Raw genomic sequence first — 17,352 nt, 5'->3', positions numbered from 1 at the left:
CTACATCAACCTAAAAAGAAAGCGCGGTAGCTTGTGGCCAACCGCGCATCTTGGGTCATTATTCGTTGGTAGGCTCGATTGGACTCGAACCAACGACCCCCACCATGTCAAGGTGGTGCTCTAACCAGCTGAGCTACGAGCCTATACAGCCCTAGAGTTTATCACCGGCGACGTACTTGGGTGACCCCTTTGACCTCTTCTAGGCTATTTTGAACCACCCTCAAGACTTCAGAATCCTTCACTTCAACCGTCAAAAGGATCTGCGCTAGTCCCTTTTTGGCCGATTTGCGTAAATCAGTCACATGCACACCTTGGCGCGTCAAAATCTCAAATAGCTCCCGCATGAGCTCAGGTCGATCTAGGCCACTCACCACTAGATCTGCAGGGAAGACACGTTTTTGCTCTGAGCTTGCTACAGGGTCAGCTGCCGACGCTGTCCATGCAGTCTGAATGACTCTTTCAGGAGCCCTATCCAAAAGACCTCTGAATGTTTTGCAAGAACGCCGATGAATCGACACGCCCCTACCTTGAGTCACAAATCCTGCAATGGAATCTGGCGGCACAGGTCTGCAACAACGCGCAAGTTGCGTCAATAAAGAGTCCACACCCACCACTAAGACATCACCACCCTGTCCAGTTTTGCGGCTGCTATTGCGAAGGACAATTTCAGGTGTAATGGGTTTTGCTTCTGGGTTAGCCTCAGTTTTATTCTCAGGCGCTTTTGCAATCTGTCCAGCTTCTTCATCATCGAGCGCGTTGAACCAGGCACGAACACGCTGACGTGCTCTTTGAGAACGAAGGTAATTTTTATCTGGACTTACCCAATCACGTGATGGGCCGCCATGCTTCACAGCAATGATTTCTACCGACTGCCCATTTTGTAAAGCAGTTTCCAAAGGAACCATTGCGCCATCGACGCGCGCACCACGACAACGATGGCCAAGGTTGGTATGCACGGCATAGGCAAAGTCAATGGGCGTTGAGCCCTTCTCTAAGGAAATCACTTTGCCCAAAGGGGTGAGCACATAAATGTGATCATCGATCTCGTGATGCTTGAGTTGATCCCAAGCATCTTCCTTCCAAGAGATGAGTTGCCTTGCCCAAGCAATCTGCCTTTCATAAGCAACCTCGGCGCTATGGGTGCCCTGCTGATGATGGGTGCTGGGCTTATTGGTCTTTGACAGATTAGGCGGAGTAGCCATACCAGCATAAGCACCTTCCTTGTATCGCCAGTGAGCTGCCAAGCCGTACTCAGCTTGTTGATGCATCTCATGAGTACGCACCTGAATCTCAAAGGCAGTACCGTCTTCATTCATGACCACCGTATGGAGAGATTGATAACCGTTGGGTTTAGGTCTTGCGATGTAATCATCGAATTCACGGGGCACTGGTTGCCACACGTTATGAACGATTCCCAATACGGCATAACAAGTCTTGACATCCTCCACCAAGACTCGAAATGCTCTAACGTCATATAAGTTTGCAAAATCAAGAGACTTGCCCTGCATCTTTTTCCAGATGCTGTAAATATGCTTTGGTCTACCCAATACATCACCAATAATATGAGCGCTCTTTAATTCCTCTTTCAGTTCACGCACAATGCGTTCAATAAATGCTTGACGTTCAATGCGCTTCGCATCAAGCATCTTGGCAATATCACGGTAGACCACTGGTGACAGTGCACGGAAGGCTAGATCCTCCATCTCCCACTTCATTTGCCAGATACCTAGTCTATTTGCTAACGAGGCATCAATGTTGAGAATCTCTTGTGCCCAAGCGCTTGGCATCTCCATTTTTTCTTGTGTAACCCAACGCAGGGTTTGTAGGCGTGAGGCAAGATAAATTAGAACAACCCTTAAATCATCGCCAAACGCCAAGAGCATTTTGCGCAGCATCTCTTCTTGACCGGAAACACTTAGCCCGCCATCTTCGCGCACTAACTTCGCTTGGGCTTGGCGCAAACCACGATAGCCAATTAAGAGTTTGGCTGACTCTTCCCCGATCAGTTTACTCAGCGCATCTTTGCCGTGAGTACGAGCAATATTATTTGCTGCGATTAAGGTAGCCTCATCCAGATTGAGAGACTGTAGAATTTGAGTGACACCTGCAGAGTGTGACTCAGCAGGCTCGCCATACCAAGCATCTTGAAAGACGGATACTTTTTCGGATTTAGCAGGCGAATTTGCCATCGGCAAAAATGAATTAAAAGGTTAACTAAAGAATTCTTTTGCTAAAGCGATTTGTTCTGGCTTTACAAAGGCTGGCGCATGACCGACATTGGGTATCTCAATACTGCGGGCATAAGGATTGACTTTGCACATCTCCGCAACAGTCGCCGCAGAAAGCAAATCAGAATTACCGCCACGCACAATTAACATCGGAATATGAATTTGCTTAAAGGCGTGCCACATTGCCATCTCGCCAGCTTTAGCCATGATGGGGTTTACCGATGCAAATGGCACAGAGATATTCGGGTCATAGTGCATGATCCAAGTGCCATTGTGCCGTACCAGCATAGGACCGTTATAGACCTCCCACTCTTGTGGGGTGTGCTCGCCGAAAGAAGCGCAAATTTGGTTTAAGCGAGTAAGTGCATCAGCGCGATTTGCAAACGCAAATGGTTGACCTACGTAAGAACCTAAGCGTTTAATTGCTTCAGGCTCAATCTTTGGTCCAACATCGTTAATCAGCATTCTGCGTATTGGGGAATTTGGCATGGCGGCGTACACCATACCAATCAAACCACCCATCGAGGTACCAAACCAATCAACCTGAGATACGCCCAACTTTTTAATGAGCTCAGCAATATCAGCAACATATTGAGGCACAGCGTACTGCATCGGATTACTCAGACGATCCGAGTCACCACGCCCAACGACATCAGGACAAACCACATAATAGTCTTTGCACATTGCTTGGGCAAGCGTCTTGAAATCACTACCGCGTCTAGTTAAGCCGTGCACACAGAGCAAGACTTTAGAGTTATTCGGATTGCCCCAAGCGTGATAAGCCATGCGGTGTGAAGACTCTCCACTAGAGCATTGCACATAAAAGGTATCACCATCATGAAACACATTACTGGATTGCTCTTGTCTTGGAGCATCATCAATTCCGTGATCATGATCATGATCATGTAACTCACTGTACTCTTCTGGTTGCAGAGTGACGTGATCAATGCCGTGTTTATCTAACAGCATGGTGTTAATGCGCGCCATGATAGAGGGCCACTCTTTGATGTCAGCAATTTCAATATGGCCAATCAGGGCAGGAAAGCTAGGAGTCATCTCCCAGACATGCAAATCATGCACAGCCAACACGCCTGGAACATTTTTAAGATCCTTGCCCACCTCTAAATAATCAATATGCAGCGGTACACCTTCCATCAAGAAATGATAGGACTCATGCAAAATGGAAATCGTCGACTTGAGAATAAGTAGCGAGACCAAAATGGAGAGGATTGCATCAATCGGCATCCAACCAGTCAACTGAATCACGACACCTGCTATTAAAGCTGCAATGGATCCAAGCAAGTCGCCCATCACGTGAACCAATGCGGCACGGGTATTCACACTCTTCTTATCACGCGACAGTACATAGGCCACAACAATATTCATCAGTAGGCCAATTGCAGCTACTACCGTAACCGTTAATCCGTCAACCTGATGAGGGTTGGCAAAACGACTTACTGCTTCAATCACAATCCACAGTACTAACCCAAGCATTGCAATACTATTCACAAATGCTGCTAAGGCCTCTGCCCTACCAAAACCAAATGAGTGTTTTGGTGATGGCGGCCTGCGAGAAATAATTTGTGCCAAAAGTGCCAAACCTAAGGCGGCCGCATCGGTCACCATGTGACCCGCATCGGAGATCAACGCTAAGGAGTTAGCAAAGTAAGCCGCCGCACCCTCAACCCCAGAAAAACCCAAAGTTAAGATTAAGGCAATCAGCAGTAAATTTTGATTGGAAACTTGTTTGCTATGAGAATGCTTTGCATCCCCTTTTTTATGGGCATGCAGAGAAGGATCTACCTCAGATGAGATCTGAGGATTGGATGGCTTTGAATGAAAATGATGGGATCCCGACATGGTGATCCCATTATTTCATTAAATAGTGACTGCGGTTAGAAACCTGTTGTATCAACAGGGGCACCAGTTTTAGCAATCACCTCTTCTTTGGTGATGCCAGGGGCTAATTCAGTCAACTTCAAACCTTTTGGCGTGATATCAAGAACGCAAAGGTCGGTAATGATTTGGCTAATTACGCCTACGCCAGTCAAAGGCAAGGTGCACTTTGGCAAGATTTTGAGTTCTTCAGTACCATCTTTTTTCTTGGCCACGTGCTCCATCAGCACCACAACGTGTTTTACGCCAGCAACCAAATCCATTGCACCGCCCATACCCTTAACCATTTTGCCCGGAATCATCCAGTTAGCCAGGTCACCATGCTCACTCACTTGCATTGCACCCAAAATTGCAATGTTGATTTTTCCACCACGAATCATTCCAAAAGAATCTGCAGATGAAAAGATGGAAGAGCCAGGCAAAGTCGTAATCGTTTGCTTACCTGCATTAATCAAGTCAGCATCAATTGTTTCTTCTGTTGGGAATGGGCCAATTCCGAGAAGTCCATTCTCGGATTGAAGCCATACTTCCATATCTTTTGGTACGTGGTTTGCCACTAAAGTTGGCATACCAATACCGAGGTTTACGTAGTAACCGTCTTTTAATTCTTTAGCAGCACGTGCTGCCATCTCGTCTCTAGTCCAAGGCATATCGATCTTCCTAAAATTAAGCTTTTGCAGTCAGAGTACGCTGTTCAATGCGCTTCTCTGGGGTTTTGTGGAGTACCAAGCGGTGGACATAAATACCTGGGGTATGAATCTGGTCAGGATGTAGCCGTCCGTTCTCAACAATTTCTTCCACTTCTGCAACCGTAATCTTGCCTGCCATTGCAACCACTGGATTAAAGTTGCGTGCGGTATAGCGATAAACCAAATTACCAGACTTATCAGCCTTCCATGCTTTTACGAGAGAGATATCAGAAACGATCGAACGCTCCATGATGTACTTCTCTCCATCAAATTCTTTTACTTCTTTGCCTTCAGCAACCAATGTACCAACGCCGGTTTTGGTATAGAACGCTGGAATGCCACAACCACCGGCACGCAATTTTTCTGCCAAGGTACCTTGTGGTGTGAATTCCAATTCCAACTCACCCGCCAAATATTGGCGCTCAAATTCTTTGTTCTCACCAACATAAGATGCAACCATCTTTTTGACTTGACGCGAATTCAATAACAAGCCCAACCCAAATCCATCAACACCTGCATTATTTGCAATTGCAGTGAGATTTTGTACGCCAAGATCCTTGACTGCTTGGATCAAAGCCTCAGGGATACCGCACAGACCAAAACCGCCAACCGCCAGCTTTTGTCCATCTTTCAAGATATCCCGCAGGGCATCGACTGCCGATGGGTAAGTTTTATTCATAACTTTTGTCCTAATATTGCCAAAAAGGGTAAAAAAGCAATCATAACGCCTCCGCCCCTTTAGCCTAGGCAGTCCTGGCACTAATTTGGTTTTTGGCAGTTGGATCTAAACTATCTAGGCTGAAATACCCTATTTTTTAAAGAAATCTCGGAGAAATTGCATGAACCAGGCACAGCTACTAGAACAATTCGGACCCAGGGAATCCATGGATTACGACCTGGTCATTGTTGGGGGTGGTCCTGCTGGCCTCTCAGCCGCAATCAAAGCCAAGCAACTTGCCAATGAGTCGGGCAAAGAAATTAGTGTTTGCGTTTTAGAAAAAGGTTCTGAGATTGGCGCACATATTCTGTCTGGCGCAGTGATGGATCCTAAGGCACTTACAGAACTCTTCCCTAATTGGAAAGCGTTGGGCGCTCCACTTAATACGGAAGTAACGCATGATCAATTTCTATTTCTTACTTCAGATAATTCCTATCAAGTTCCCAATTGGATGTTGCCTCACTGCTTTAAAAATGAAGGCAACTATATTGTCAGCTTAGCAAATGTGACTCGCTGGTTGGGCGAGCAAGCTGAAGCACTAGGTGTAGAAATTTTCCCAGGCTTTCCTGCAGCTGAAATTTTGTACAACGAGCAAGGTGCAGTCAGTGGTGTGATCACTGGCTCTATGGGTTTAGATAAAGAAGGTAATCCAACAGATCAATTCCAGCTCGGTATGGAACTCCGCGGCAAGTACACCCTCTTTGCCGAAGGTGCCCGCGGTCACTTGGGCAAACAGCTTATTGCGAAGTTCGCCTTAGATAAAGATTCCGATCCGCAAAGTTATGGCATCGGCATCAAGGAACTCTGGGAAATAGAGCCTTCGAAGAGTAAACCTGGCTTAGTCGTGCATACTGCAGGCTGGCCCCTTGAGAGCGATACTTATGGTGGCTCATTCCTTTATCACTTAGGTGATAACAAGGTTGCCGTTGGCTTAGTCATTGGTCTCTCCTATAAGAACCCCTACCTCTCGCCTTTTGAAGAATTCCAACGCTACAAATTGCATCCCAAGATTCGTGATACTTTTGAGGGTGGTAAGCGTATTGCCTATGGCGCTCGCGCACTGACTGCTGGGGGCTTAAATAGTCTGCCTAAAACTGTTTTCCCAGGTGGCGCACTCATTGGTTGTGATGCAGGCTTCTTAAATGCCTCACGCATTAAAGGTAGCCATGCCGCAATCAAAACTGGCATGCTTGCTGCTGAAGCTGCAGTCTCAGCACTGAATGACAATCGCTCTGCTGATGTTTTGGCTGGCTACCCAACTGCATTCCAAAATAGCTGGTTACATACTGAACTCAATCAAGCGCGTAACTTCAAACCGTGGATGTCTAAAGGGCTCTATGTAGGCACTCTCATGGTTGGTCTTGAGCAAAAGGTCTTGGGCGGCAACATGCCATGGACTGTTCACCTCAAGCACGCTGATCATGAGTGCTTAGAACCAGCAGCGCAGCACAAGCCAATTGATTATCCAAAACCAGATGGCAAGATCAGTTTTGATCGTCTCTCCTCGGTATTTATTTCCAATACCAACCACGCAGAGAATCAACCCATTCATCTCACCTTAAAAGATGCAGCAATACCGGTGGCTTTGAATCTCAAAACCTATGCTGGTCCAGAGCAACGCTACTGCCCTGCTGGCGTCTACGAATATGTTGAGGCTGATGGACAACCACGACTGCAAATTAACTCACAGAACTGCGTGCATTGTAAAACCTGTGACATTAAAGATCCAAGCCAAAATATTGTCTGGGTCACACCTGAAGGTGGTGGCGGTCCAAATTACGGAGCAATGTAAGTCATGATGATGTTGCATACCATGTTGCGTGTTGGCGATCTCCAACGCTCTGTTGATTTCTATACCAAGGTATTGGGTATGAATCTTTTGCGCACGACTGAGCGCCCCGAGCAAAAGTACTCGTTAGCATTTGTTGGTTTTGGCAAAGGCAATGGCGATGGCCAGGCTGAGATTGAGTTGACCTATAACTATGGTGTTCACTCCTATGAATTAGGCACAGCCTATGGGCATATTGCTGTCGGCGTACCAGATGCTTACGCAGCGTGCGACAAGATTAAAGCCGCTGGTGGTAATGTCACTCGTGCAGCCGGTCCTGTTGCAGGTGGTGACACTATCATCGCCTTTGTAACCGATCCTGATGGTTACAAAATTGAACTGATTCAGCGTTAATAGTGTCAGGCACAGATCAGCTCCATTTAGAAATCCTAGAGCGTCTCTCAGATGTATCTGCAGCAGATTGGAACGCCCTACTCAGCACTGATGCAGGCCCTTTTCTCAAACATGAATTTTTAAGCGCCCTAGAAGAGACGGGCTGCGTTGGTGGCAACACCGGTTGGCAAGTTGCCCATTTGGTATTAAAGCGAGCCGGTCAATTAATCGGGGCAATGCCCCTGTATTTAAAGCAGCACTCCTATGGTGAGTTTGTCTTTGACTGGTCCTGGGCGCAGGCTTATGAGCAACAAGGACTCAACTATTATCCGAAGGTGCTTTGCGCTATTCCATTTACCCCCGTACAGGGCTCGCGGTTCTTGTGCTCACCTGACGCCAATCAGACTGAAGTTCAGAGCACACTGATTAGCGGATTAAAGTCTTTATTAACAGATAACCAACTGTCATCAGCGCACATCCTATTTCCAATGAGTGCTGAAGCCGAGTATCTCAAAGAACAGGGCTTTTTATTAAGAGACTCGGTGCAGTTTCATTGGCACAACCAGGACTTTCAGAGCTTTGAACAGTTTTTATCTGTGCTAACGATGAAGCGTCGTAAAAATATCCGCCGTGAACGCGAGCAAGTGGCAAGAGAATCTATTTCCTTTAGGCATGTTCCTGGAGATGAATCCACCAATCAAGATTGGGAATTCTTTTTTGCTTGTTATCAAAACACCTATCTTGAGCACCAGTCAAGCCCTTACCTAAGCGAGGAATTCTTTAAGCTATGGGCAAAAGGGATGCCAGAAAACCTTCACCTGATCATTGCGCAACGCGATGGCACTCCCATTGCTGCTTCTTTGCTGGTGGTAGATAAAGAATCATCGAAAGCCTATGGCAGATACTGGGGTGCACTTATGCACATCCCTTGTTTGCACTTTGAAACTGCATACTACCAAGCCATTGAATACTGTATTACTCAAGGCATTCAAACTTTTGAAGGTGGCGCACAGGGTGAACACAAAATGGCCCGAGGATTTTTGCCGACTACTATTCAATCAGCGCATTTAATACAAGACCCTAGATTTTCTAAGGCTGTTGCACACTTCCTAGAACGTGAACACCAAGGGATTGGAGCCTATGTTGATGAGCTCTCCGAGCATAGTCCGCTGAAATCGACTAAAGTACCTCCATGAATTCAGGAAGTACTAACAATCCAGCACCTCAAGATGGCTCACATTCACTCTCTACTGGAGATGATGAGTCTGATTCCCCTTGTATCGGCGTTTGCACTACTTTATACGATGAAATCTGCCAGGGCTGCGGTCGCACCTTAAACGAAGTGAGTAATTGGGTGTTTTTCTCTGACGAGGAAAAGGCTTCTGTCTGGAAGCGCATTCGTGAAGATGGGACTGCAACCCGCTTTCAGCGCCAAGCTAAAGAAAATAAGCCTGCGTAATTTGCAGGCTTATTGTTTGTAAAACTTTATCTTTGGCCAATTACTTAGCCAGTCAATTCCTGGCTACGCAAATACTCTTCGTAAGTGCCTGAATAATCCACTACAGTGCCGTCCATCTTCACTTCCAAGATACGGTTTGCTAAAGCAGAAACAAACTCGCGGTCGTGAGAAACAAAAATTAAGGTGCCATCAAATTTCTCGAGTGCAATCTGCAAGCTCTCGATCGACTCCATGTCCATATGATTGGTTGGCTCATCCATTGCGAGTACGTTGTATTTCTGAAGCATGAGCTTACCCCATATCATGCGGCCCTTTTCACCACCGGATAGCACTTTGACTGACTTGCCAATATCGTCACCCGAGAACAAGAGGCGACCCAGGGTGCCACGAATGACTTGATCATCATCGCCCGTGTTACGCCAGTTATTCATCCAATCCATCAGCAGTTCATCTTTAGCAAACATGTCGGTATTGTCTTGCGGCATCACGCCTACGTTGGCATTTTCAGCCCACTTCACATCACCGCTGTCAGCAGCAATACCCTCAAAGCGTTTACTGAGGATAGTTTTTAGCAAGGTAGTCTTACCGGCACCGTTCTGACCAATGATGGCAATCTTTTCACCAGCACGAACACCCAGCTTAAAGTTCTTGAAGATCACGCGGTCATAGGCTTTAGTCAGTGCATTGCACTCAACAGCCATATTGTGGAGTTTTTTCTCGGTATCAAAACGAATAAATGGATTTTGACGTGAGGAAGGCTTCACTTCTACAACTTCAATTTTCTCTAACTGACGTTGACGTGAAGTTGCCTGGCGTGCTTTAGAGGCATTTGCAGAGAATCGTGCAACGAAAGCTGCTAGTTCAGCAATTTTTTCTTTGGCTTTGACGTTATTACTTAACTGTTGTGTACGCGCCTGCACAGAAGCAAGCATGTAGGAATCATAGTTACCTGGGTAGACCTTGAGCGTTCCATAATCCATATCAGCCATGTGCGTACAGACTTCATTGAGGAAGTGGCGATCATGGGAAATGATGATGATGGTGCTCTTAATCTCATTGAGAATATCTTCCAACCAATGAATGGAGTGAATATCCAAGTTATTGGTTGGCTCATCGAGCAATAAGACGTCTGGATCTGAGAACAAAGCCTGAGCCAGCAGGACGCGCAACTTCCAACCTGGTGCTACGTTACTCATCGGACCGTTGTGCTGCTCAATTGGAATGCCAATACCTAATAACAACTCACCTGCTTTTGCTTCAGCGGTATAGCCGCCATACTCGGCATACTTCCCTTCAAGCTCAGCAGCCTTCATGTAGTCTTCATCAGTTGCATCTGGATTGGCATAGATTGCATCGCGCTCTGCTGCGGCTTTCCACATCTCTTCGTGACCCATCATCACAACATCCAGTACGCGTACATCTTCATAAGCAAACTGGTCTTGACGCAACTTACCTAACCGAATACCAGGATCTAAGCTGATGTTGCCACTGGTAGGCTCTAACTCACCGCCAAGGATTTTCATGAAGGTGGACTTGCCGCAACCGTTCGCACCGATAAGGCCATAACGATTACCACCGCCAAACTTCACGGAAATATTTTCAAACAGAGGCTTTGCCCCAAACTGCATGGTGATATTGGATGCGGACAGCACGGATGTTTTCTAGCTTTCTGAAATTCAATTCAATAGATACCCCCAGCATTGGGGGCAAAGACCGTTATTTTAACGGTTTAGGGCGGGAATAGCTCTAAATCGGGGCCTGATTAGACTTTGACCCGAAATGGGGTGAAATTCGTATGAATATCGTAGTAATCCTCATTTTCCTTACGCTTGAGGAAATTGACGACCCAGTAGGTCAATGGCGTTGCTAAGACCTCCCAGGCAGTTTTAAGGAAATATTGGGCCAATGCAACTTGGATAATTTCATGGGTTGGCCAAATGCCATAAAAGGCCAGCATGTAAAAAAAGGATGAATCTACTAACTCGCCTACTGCAGTTGAACCGATAGTCCGCATCCATAAAAAACGACCCTCCGTCCAAATTTTCATCTTGGCCAACACAAAACTATTGGTCAAACTGCCACACCAAAACGAAAACATGGAAGCTAGAGCAATCCGCCATGAGTTACCAAAAACCGTTTCCAATCCCTGCTGATAGTTCGCCATATAAGCACCAGGCGCAACTGGCAAAGCAATCACGATCTGTGCCATGATGGCTGCAAAAGCTAGGGCTGCAAAACCTGCCCATACCGCTCTACGATCATAGGCGTATCCATAGACCTCTGTGAGGATGTCACCAAAAAAGTAGGAGATGGGGAAAAATAGAATCCCGCCTCCGAAAGGCAATTCCCCAAAGTATGGCAAGGTCACGACAGCGGCTTTGCCAGCCCCAATAAAGTTCGAACAAAGGAGTACGACCACAAAGGCAGCCAGAATTAGGTCGTAATAGCGATGGTGTCGTCTCTGCGTGTCCATAAGCCTAGAAAAATGGATAATAGAAAGAAGAATATCCGTATTCCTGAACTTACGCAGGAATCAAGCAGAAAACAATCTATAGGACGACGAGAACCATGAGTAAAGCCAGCTTTAACTGGGAAGACCCCCTCTTACTTGATACCCAGCTCACTGAAGAAGAGCGCATGATTCGAGATGCTGCAGCTGAATACGCCCAAGGTCGTCTCATGCCGCGCATTTTGGATGCTTACCGCAATGAAACTACAGACCCTTCTATCTTCCGCGAAATGGGTGAGCTTGGTCTTTTAGGCATCACGATTCCAGAACAATATGGTGGCGCCAATCTTAACTATGTTTCTTACGGCTTAATCGCTCGTGAAATCGAGCGTGTCGATTCTGGTTATCGCTCCATGATGAGTGTGCAGTCCTCGTTAGTGATGGTTCCGATTAATGAATTTGGCAGCGAAGCACAAAAACAAAAATACCTTCCTAAATTAGCTACTGGTGAATGGATTGGCTGCTTTGGTTTAACTGAACCTAATTATGGTTCCGATGCTGGAGGTATGATCACCCGTGCCAAGAAAGTCCCTGGTGGATTTTCACTAACAGGCTCCAAGATGTGGATCTCTAATGCGCCAATTGCTGACGTATTTGTGGTTTGGGCTAAGAATGATGAAGGCATCATTCGCGGCTACATCCTAGAGAAAGGCATGAAGGGCTTGAGCGCTCCGAAGATCAGCGGCAAAATGGGTCTACGAGCCTCTATTACAGGTGAAATCGTGATGGACGAGGTATTTGTTCCTGCTGAAAATGAATTCCCAGAAGTCACCGGTCTCAAAGGTCCATTTACCTGTTTGAACTCTGCACGTTATGGGATTTCTTGGGGTGCATTAGGTGCTGCTGAGTGGTGTTGGCAAGCAGCGCGTCAATACACTATGGATCGCAAACAGTTTGGTAAGCCTTTAGCGGCAAATCAACTCATTCAAAAGAAATTGGCTGATATGCAAACAGAAATTGCTCTCGGCTTACAAGGTTGCTTACGTTTGGGTCGCATGAAAGATGAAGGCATCGCTGCCCCAGAAATTACCTCCATCATGAAACGCAACTCCTGCGGCAAGTCTTTAGATATTGCCCGTATGGCCCGTGATATGCACGGTGGTAATGGCATTTCTGATGAGTATGGTGTCGTGCGTCATATGATGAACTTAGAAGTTGTGAATACCTATGAGGGAACACACGATATTCACGCGCTTATTCTAGGTCGCGCACAAACCGGGATTCAGGCTTTTAGCTAGTCTAGGCTTTTAGCTTTGTCACAATGGTCTTTGCTGCTTTAGCAAAAGCCTCATCGCTATCATTCTCTAATTGCACAAAATTCTCAATCTTATATTGAGGAAAATTGCGCACGATGGAGGACTGATAGGATGGGTCATAGTGTTTTACTAGCAACTCCTCTACCAATTCCGGAAACTGCCCAGCATCAATCGCATCGTTCCATTTAGCAATCTGTACTTTTCCGTAATGCGCTGTTAGCAAAGCGAGTTTACTTTTGAAGTTGTTCGTATCACTTAAGAAATGATGGTACTCACGGATGAGCCATGACACTCGTGTTTGAGCACTCGAGCGTAATTCAATACAAGCGCCATTGCGAATCTTTTCCATCAGAGCGTCAGGTATGTGTACACCGCCTACCTTCTTGCTCTCTGACTCGACAAGTACAGGTTTTGATGGATCTAAGGAGCGCAATGCATTCCATAACTGCGTCTCAAAGCCTTTTTGCGAAGGCTGCTCAATATTTGGCTCATTACCCAACACGGATCCACGATGAATCGCTAGAGCCTCGAGATCCAAGATCTGGGCACCATAATTTTGCGCCTCTTGCAGTACCCTAGTCTTACCGCTACCGGTCATGCCACAAATCACTTGGAAAGAAAATTGCTTTGCAGCCTTATCTAAGCCATCAATAACGGTTCGCCTGAATCCCTGATAACCGCCTTCTAGCTGCATGGCTTTCCAACCAATGCGATTGAGGATATGCGTAAACGCCCCACTTCGCTCTCCACCACGCCAGCAATAAATCAATGGACGCCACTCACGAGGAAATTCTAGGAAATGATTTTCAAGATGAGTAGCGATGTTGCGAGATACCAATGCGGCGCCAAGTTTCTTCGCAGAAAATGGTGAAACCTGTTTGTAAAGAGTGCCGATTTGGGCGCGCTCATCATTATCTAAAACGGGATAGTTGACTGCACCCGGAATATGGTCAAGTGCAAACTCCGCCGGAGATCTCACATCAATCACAAGATCAAAACGATCTAACTGTGATAGAAATTGATCTAATTTAAGAATGTGGGGGTTACTAGGTTGCACGATGAACTAGCGCAACTTCTCTAATACATGCTCAGGCCAAGGAGCTGATTTGTTAGTGGTGAGATCAACCCAAACCATGGTGGCTCCACCGATGGCAGCCTCTTCATCTGGAGCAGTGCTTAAAGCCATGCTGGTATAGACATCCATACTGGTTCTACCGATTGTGCCAATAGAAGTTTTGAGTATCAGATCACCAGGATAGGACAGTTGCTTATAGAAATTGCAAAAACCGTTCATCATCAACATTGACTCTCGACCAGGAGCTACTTCATAACCGAGGGACGTAATCCACTCTACCCGTGCTTGCTCCATATAGCGAAAGTACACCGTGTTATTGACATGGCCATACGCATCCATATCACCCCAACGAATTGGCAAGATCATCTCGTGAACAAGCTTGCGTTCTTCAGGAATAACAATGCGCATGCTGACGAATTACTGTCTACTTACTGAACTTGCAAAGCAAGCTGGTACAAATTAGTGGAACGTGCGCCTGAACGACAGAAAGCCAACACAGGGCCAGGCATCGTTTTCAATAAGCGCGCCATCTCCCTCACTTGCTCTACAGTCATTGCACTTGGTACTACTGGTAAATAGGCATAGTTCAAGCCTAATTTTTCAGCCTCTGCTTGAATGCTTGCGCTAGTTGGTTGGTCAGGGCCGCCTTCACCATCAGGGCGATTGTTAATCACGCTTTTATAGCCTTGCTGAGCGATTTCAGCCAAATGACTTGGATCGATTTGTCCAAGTGTTCCAAATTGATCGTTATGACAAGTTATAGGAAGACTCATTGCACCCTCTTTGATTCAGAATTAATCACCAATAATAGGAGTGATTCTAAATCAGGCGCTACTTGACTGCCTTAGATTGACTTTTTATGGGCGCTGAAGAATCTGTCGCAGATTTCCATGCCTGCCAACATGGCCACCAGAAATACGAGGGCCTTTAGATGCCCGGCACCCAGAGCAACGATTGCAGGTCCTGGGCAAAAGCCAGCAATACCCCAGCCAGTACCAAATATCAGACTACCGATGATTAATGGCTTAGTGATATCACGGCGTTTGGGAATATGCATAGCCCCACCAAAGAAAGCTTCGGTTCTTTTATTAACAACATAAAAGCCCCCCAGTCCTACTAATACGGCACCAAGCATCACAAAAATTAGAGAAGGATCCCACGAGCCAGCCAAATCTAAAAATGCGAGGATTTTCTGCGGATTGCTCATTCCGGAAATAATCAGACCCCAACCAAAGAGTACGCCGATGAAATACTGACTGAATAAACCAATATGCTTTTTCATATCAGAGTCCGATCATATGACGCAATACGAAGACTGTTAAAAAGCCAGCACCCATGAATGAGAGCGTGGCCACTAATGAGCGCGGCGATAAGCGAGATAGACCGCAAATGCCATGGCCACTTGTGCAGCCAGATCCATATTGAGCACCAAAGCCTACCAATAGGCCCGCAATAATGACAGCAAACCAATCTGCATCAATCTCTACTATCGGACGAATTTCAAAAAACAGAGCTGCCAATAGTGGCGCAGTCAGCAAACCTAATGTCAAGACAATGCGCCAAGCGCAATCTCCCTGCTTGGGATGCATCAAGCCAGAGACTATGCCACTGATGCCCAGAATTCGACCATGAAGCAAAACATAGAGAACGGCTGCGATACCCAAAATGATTCCCCCCAACAAAGAAGGAATGGGGGTAAATGTGAGCCAATCTATTTGCATGGTTTATTCCTGCAGAGTTAAGCGCATGGATTTGGGGCAAGTCGCATTTGCAAGTAACGCAAACCTAGATATGCTCCCAAGAAAAATCCGGGGATAGCTAAAAATGAACCAATTGCTAATGTAGAAATCCCACTAAGACCCTGCCCAATGGTGCAGCCTAGAGCTGCAATACCACCGAATCCCATTAAAGCGCCACCGATCATGTGATTAGCCATGTCTTCTGCATTTACAAAGGATTCCCAGCGAAAGGTTTTAGTGAGTAAAGCAACAATTGCTGAACCGCAAACCATGCCCAATACCGCCACTATGCCAATCGTGAGAACCTTGGAGGTATCGCTATAAAACATTAACCAATCTAATGAATATGCATAAGGAGCAACAAAGGAGAGACTTTCCATCTTTCCAGAATTAGTGACCAAAAAGACTTCTTCTAAAGTATTTGGATCCTCAGCCACAAACGCAAGGTAACCAGATATCCACCATACAGCACAAATTGCTAAGCCGACTCCAAAACCAGCGAGTAGATTCTTGATAGTCCAAAAAGATTTATTAAGAAGCGCGAACAAGATAAAAGCACCACCAATAATCAGCCCCAAAAGAATATGCACATTAGTGCGAGGCTGGCTAAGTTCCTCAGCCACAATGCTTGGTAAGTCTTGATTCGTATTTAAGGTAATAAAGAAAGCGTCTAAGGTATTAATACGAATAACACCCAAAAAGCCACGAAGGGTCATGTAAGCAACGAGACCTAGGACCAGAAACACCACCAGTGATTTGAGATTTCCACCGCCGATACGCACTAGCGTCTTGCTGCCACAACCAGAAGCCATGACCATGCCCATGCCAAATAGCGTACTACCAACCAAAATAGAGAGATACATCAATTTACTGGATGTATAGATAGATTTTGAGGTGTCGATCAGACCAGCCGTAGAAAATAATGTCACTCCCAAGATAGCAACCCCTATAGCCAAGGACCATTGGCGCAATCTGGATAAATCAGACATCACAAACAAGTCGGCAATTGCACCCATCGTACAAAAGTTAGTGCGCTGCATGATGGCGCCAAGCAATACGGTCACAAAAAAAGTGATCCACAGTGCCTGATGACTCAGGGAGGAGATATCAACTGTATTCATGGCTTTATTTTACGTGTCTACTCGATAAGCCTAGGGTTTTATATAAGCGTAATGATCGATGTATTGAAGATCAGCAATCTTCATCACCCCTGACGGCGTGTAATCGGCATCCAATATGAATTGATTTTTATTAAGGTTACGGTTTTTCAGGGTAATTTCACAAACTTCAAATACCACACCACGGGATTTGAGTGCAGATACCAAAGGGGCATACTCAATATTATTTTTCTGATCTTTAGCACCCTCCATTAGCAAATCAACACCAGCAGCATGAGTTACCACGATGATCTTGGTCCGTGGCGCAGTATCAAGATGATTGCGGATATTACGCAATCCTTTTAAACCTTGAGCTTGTGCATCATCAATGTGATAGACAGCTTTGGTTTGAGCCAACACAGACTCACTGATGAACATGCCAGCAAAAGCAATGGCAGAAAATATTAAGGCTTTTTTAAAGGAAGTAAGAAGATTCATCTGTTTTAGCAATCGATTCAAAATCAA

At 45.9% G+C, this 17,352-nt stretch carries 18 protein-coding genes and 1 tRNA gene; 5 read left to right on the top strand and 14 right to left on the bottom strand.

What is annotated here, in order from left to right:
- Positions 1 to 66: 66 nt before the first annotated feature.
- The 5 genes from A8O14_RS04535 to A8O14_RS04515 form a co-directional block, all read right to left on the bottom strand.
- Positions 67 to 143: transfer RNA gene (locus A8O14_RS04535), tRNA-Val, on the bottom strand.
- A gap of 18 nt (positions 144 to 161) precedes the next feature.
- Complete coding sequence (locus tag A8O14_RS04530) at positions 162 to 2,189, bottom strand: RelA/SpoT family protein (protein WP_068948441.1); 2,028 nt, start codon at positions 2,187 to 2,189, stop codon at positions 162 to 164.
- 21 nt (positions 2,190 to 2,210) lie between these two features.
- On the bottom strand, positions 2,211 to 4,088 hold the full coding sequence (locus A8O14_RS11995) for an alpha/beta fold hydrolase (protein WP_068948440.1): 1,878 nt from the start codon (positions 4,086 to 4,088) through the stop codon (positions 2,211 to 2,213).
- A 35-nt stretch (positions 4,089 to 4,123) separates the two neighbouring features.
- Positions 4,124 to 4,774 carry a CoA transferase subunit B gene (locus A8O14_RS04520; protein WP_068948439.1) on the bottom strand — a complete coding sequence of 217 codons (651 nt, stop codon included), beginning with the start codon at positions 4,772 to 4,774 and terminating at the stop codon, positions 4,124 to 4,126.
- 16 nt (positions 4,775 to 4,790) lie between these two features.
- Positions 4,791 to 5,492, bottom strand: a complete 702-nt coding sequence (locus A8O14_RS04515; RefSeq protein ID WP_068948438.1) for a CoA transferase subunit A — start codon at positions 5,490 to 5,492, stop codon at positions 4,791 to 4,793.
- A gap of 160 nt (positions 5,493 to 5,652) precedes the next feature.
- Here A8O14_RS04515 and A8O14_RS04510 point away from each other — a divergent pair, with 160 nt between their 5' ends.
- The 4 genes from A8O14_RS04510 to A8O14_RS04495 are packed head-to-tail and all read left to right on the top strand — an operon-like array spanning position 5,653 to position 9,151.
- The gene (locus A8O14_RS04510) at positions 5,653 to 7,323 is read left to right on the top strand and encodes an electron transfer flavoprotein-ubiquinone oxidoreductase (RefSeq protein WP_099092302.1); all 1,671 of its coding nucleotides are present in this window, start codon (positions 5,653 to 5,655) and stop codon (positions 7,321 to 7,323) included.
- 3 nt (positions 7,324 to 7,326) lie between these two features.
- Positions 7,327 to 7,713: a lactoylglutathione lyase gene (gene gloA, locus A8O14_RS04505; protein ID WP_068948436.1), complete on the top strand. Its 387-nt coding sequence runs from the start codon at positions 7,327 to 7,329 to the stop codon at positions 7,711 to 7,713.
- A 2-nt stretch (positions 7,714 to 7,715) separates the two neighbouring features.
- The gene (locus tag A8O14_RS04500; RefSeq protein ID WP_068948435.1) at positions 7,716 to 8,888 is read left to right on the top strand and encodes a GNAT family N-acetyltransferase; all 1,173 of its coding nucleotides are present in this window, start codon (positions 7,716 to 7,718) and stop codon (positions 8,886 to 8,888) included.
- Positions 8,885 to 9,151 carry a DUF1289 domain-containing protein gene (locus A8O14_RS04495; RefSeq protein WP_191904672.1) on the top strand — a complete coding sequence of 89 codons (267 nt, stop codon included), beginning with the start codon at positions 8,885 to 8,887 and terminating at the stop codon, positions 9,149 to 9,151. The genes A8O14_RS04500 and A8O14_RS04495 overlap by 4 nt, the downstream gene beginning before the upstream one ends.
- 44 nt (positions 9,152 to 9,195) lie before the next feature.
- Here A8O14_RS04495 and A8O14_RS04490 read toward each other — a convergent pair whose 3' ends face one another.
- Together A8O14_RS04490 and A8O14_RS04485 are read right to left on the bottom strand one after the other, a co-directional pair.
- Positions 9,196 to 10,803 carry an ABC-F family ATPase gene (locus A8O14_RS04490; RefSeq protein ID WP_071608669.1) on the bottom strand — a complete coding sequence of 536 codons (1,608 nt, stop codon included), beginning with the start codon at positions 10,801 to 10,803 and terminating at the stop codon, positions 9,196 to 9,198.
- A gap of 110 nt (positions 10,804 to 10,913) precedes the next feature.
- The gene (locus A8O14_RS04485; RefSeq protein WP_068948433.1) at positions 10,914 to 11,624 is read right to left on the bottom strand and encodes a queuosine precursor transporter; all 711 of its coding nucleotides are present in this window, start codon (positions 11,622 to 11,624) and stop codon (positions 10,914 to 10,916) included.
- Between the two features lie 95 nt (positions 11,625 to 11,719).
- Here A8O14_RS04485 and A8O14_RS04480 point away from each other — a divergent pair, with 95 nt between their 5' ends.
- Positions 11,720 to 12,898, top strand: a complete 1,179-nt coding sequence (locus A8O14_RS04480) for an acyl-CoA dehydrogenase (protein ID WP_068948432.1) — start codon at positions 11,720 to 11,722, stop codon at positions 12,896 to 12,898.
- A 1-nt stretch (position 12,899) separates the two neighbouring features.
- Here A8O14_RS04480 and mnmH read toward each other — a convergent pair whose 3' ends face one another.
- The 7 genes from mnmH to A8O14_RS04445 form a co-directional block, all read right to left on the bottom strand.
- The gene (gene mnmH / locus A8O14_RS04475) at positions 12,900 to 13,973 is read right to left on the bottom strand and encodes a tRNA 2-selenouridine(34) synthase MnmH (RefSeq protein ID WP_068948431.1); all 1,074 of its coding nucleotides are present in this window, start codon (positions 13,971 to 13,973) and stop codon (positions 12,900 to 12,902) included.
- A gap of 6 nt (positions 13,974 to 13,979) precedes the next feature.
- Positions 13,980 to 14,399, bottom strand: a complete 420-nt coding sequence (locus A8O14_RS04470) for an acyl-CoA thioesterase (protein WP_068948430.1) — start codon at positions 14,397 to 14,399, stop codon at positions 13,980 to 13,982.
- Between the two features lie 20 nt (positions 14,400 to 14,419).
- A complete protein-coding gene (locus A8O14_RS04465) occupies positions 14,420 to 14,764 on the bottom strand; it encodes a TIGR01244 family sulfur transferase (protein WP_068948429.1) in 345 nt (114 codons plus the stop codon).
- Between the two features lie 71 nt (positions 14,765 to 14,835).
- The gene (locus A8O14_RS04460; RefSeq protein ID WP_068948428.1) at positions 14,836 to 15,273 is read right to left on the bottom strand and encodes a DUF6691 family protein; all 438 of its coding nucleotides are present in this window, start codon (positions 15,271 to 15,273) and stop codon (positions 14,836 to 14,838) included.
- Position 15,274: 1 nt separating this feature from the next.
- Positions 15,275 to 15,712 (bottom strand): YeeE/YedE family protein, encoded by a 438-nt coding sequence (locus tag A8O14_RS04455; protein WP_068948427.1) that lies wholly within the window; start codon positions 15,710 to 15,712, stop codon positions 15,275 to 15,277.
- Between the two features lie 17 nt (positions 15,713 to 15,729).
- Positions 15,730 to 16,851: a YeeE/YedE family protein gene (locus tag A8O14_RS04450; protein ID WP_068948426.1), complete on the bottom strand. Its 1,122-nt coding sequence runs from the start codon at positions 16,849 to 16,851 to the stop codon at positions 15,730 to 15,732.
- 30 nt (positions 16,852 to 16,881) lie between these two features.
- A complete protein-coding gene (locus tag A8O14_RS04445; protein WP_068949710.1) occupies positions 16,882 to 17,325 on the bottom strand; it encodes a DsrE family protein in 444 nt (147 codons plus the stop codon).
- Positions 17,326 to 17,352: the final 27 nt, after the last annotated feature.

Origin of the sequence: Polynucleobacter wuianus (genome assembly GCF_001659725.1) — a bacterium.
In the GTDB taxonomy this organism is placed as follows: domain Bacteria; phylum Pseudomonadota; class Gammaproteobacteria; order Burkholderiales; family Burkholderiaceae; genus Polynucleobacter; species Polynucleobacter wuianus.
This window is presented reverse-complemented; position numbering and strand designations above follow the sequence as displayed.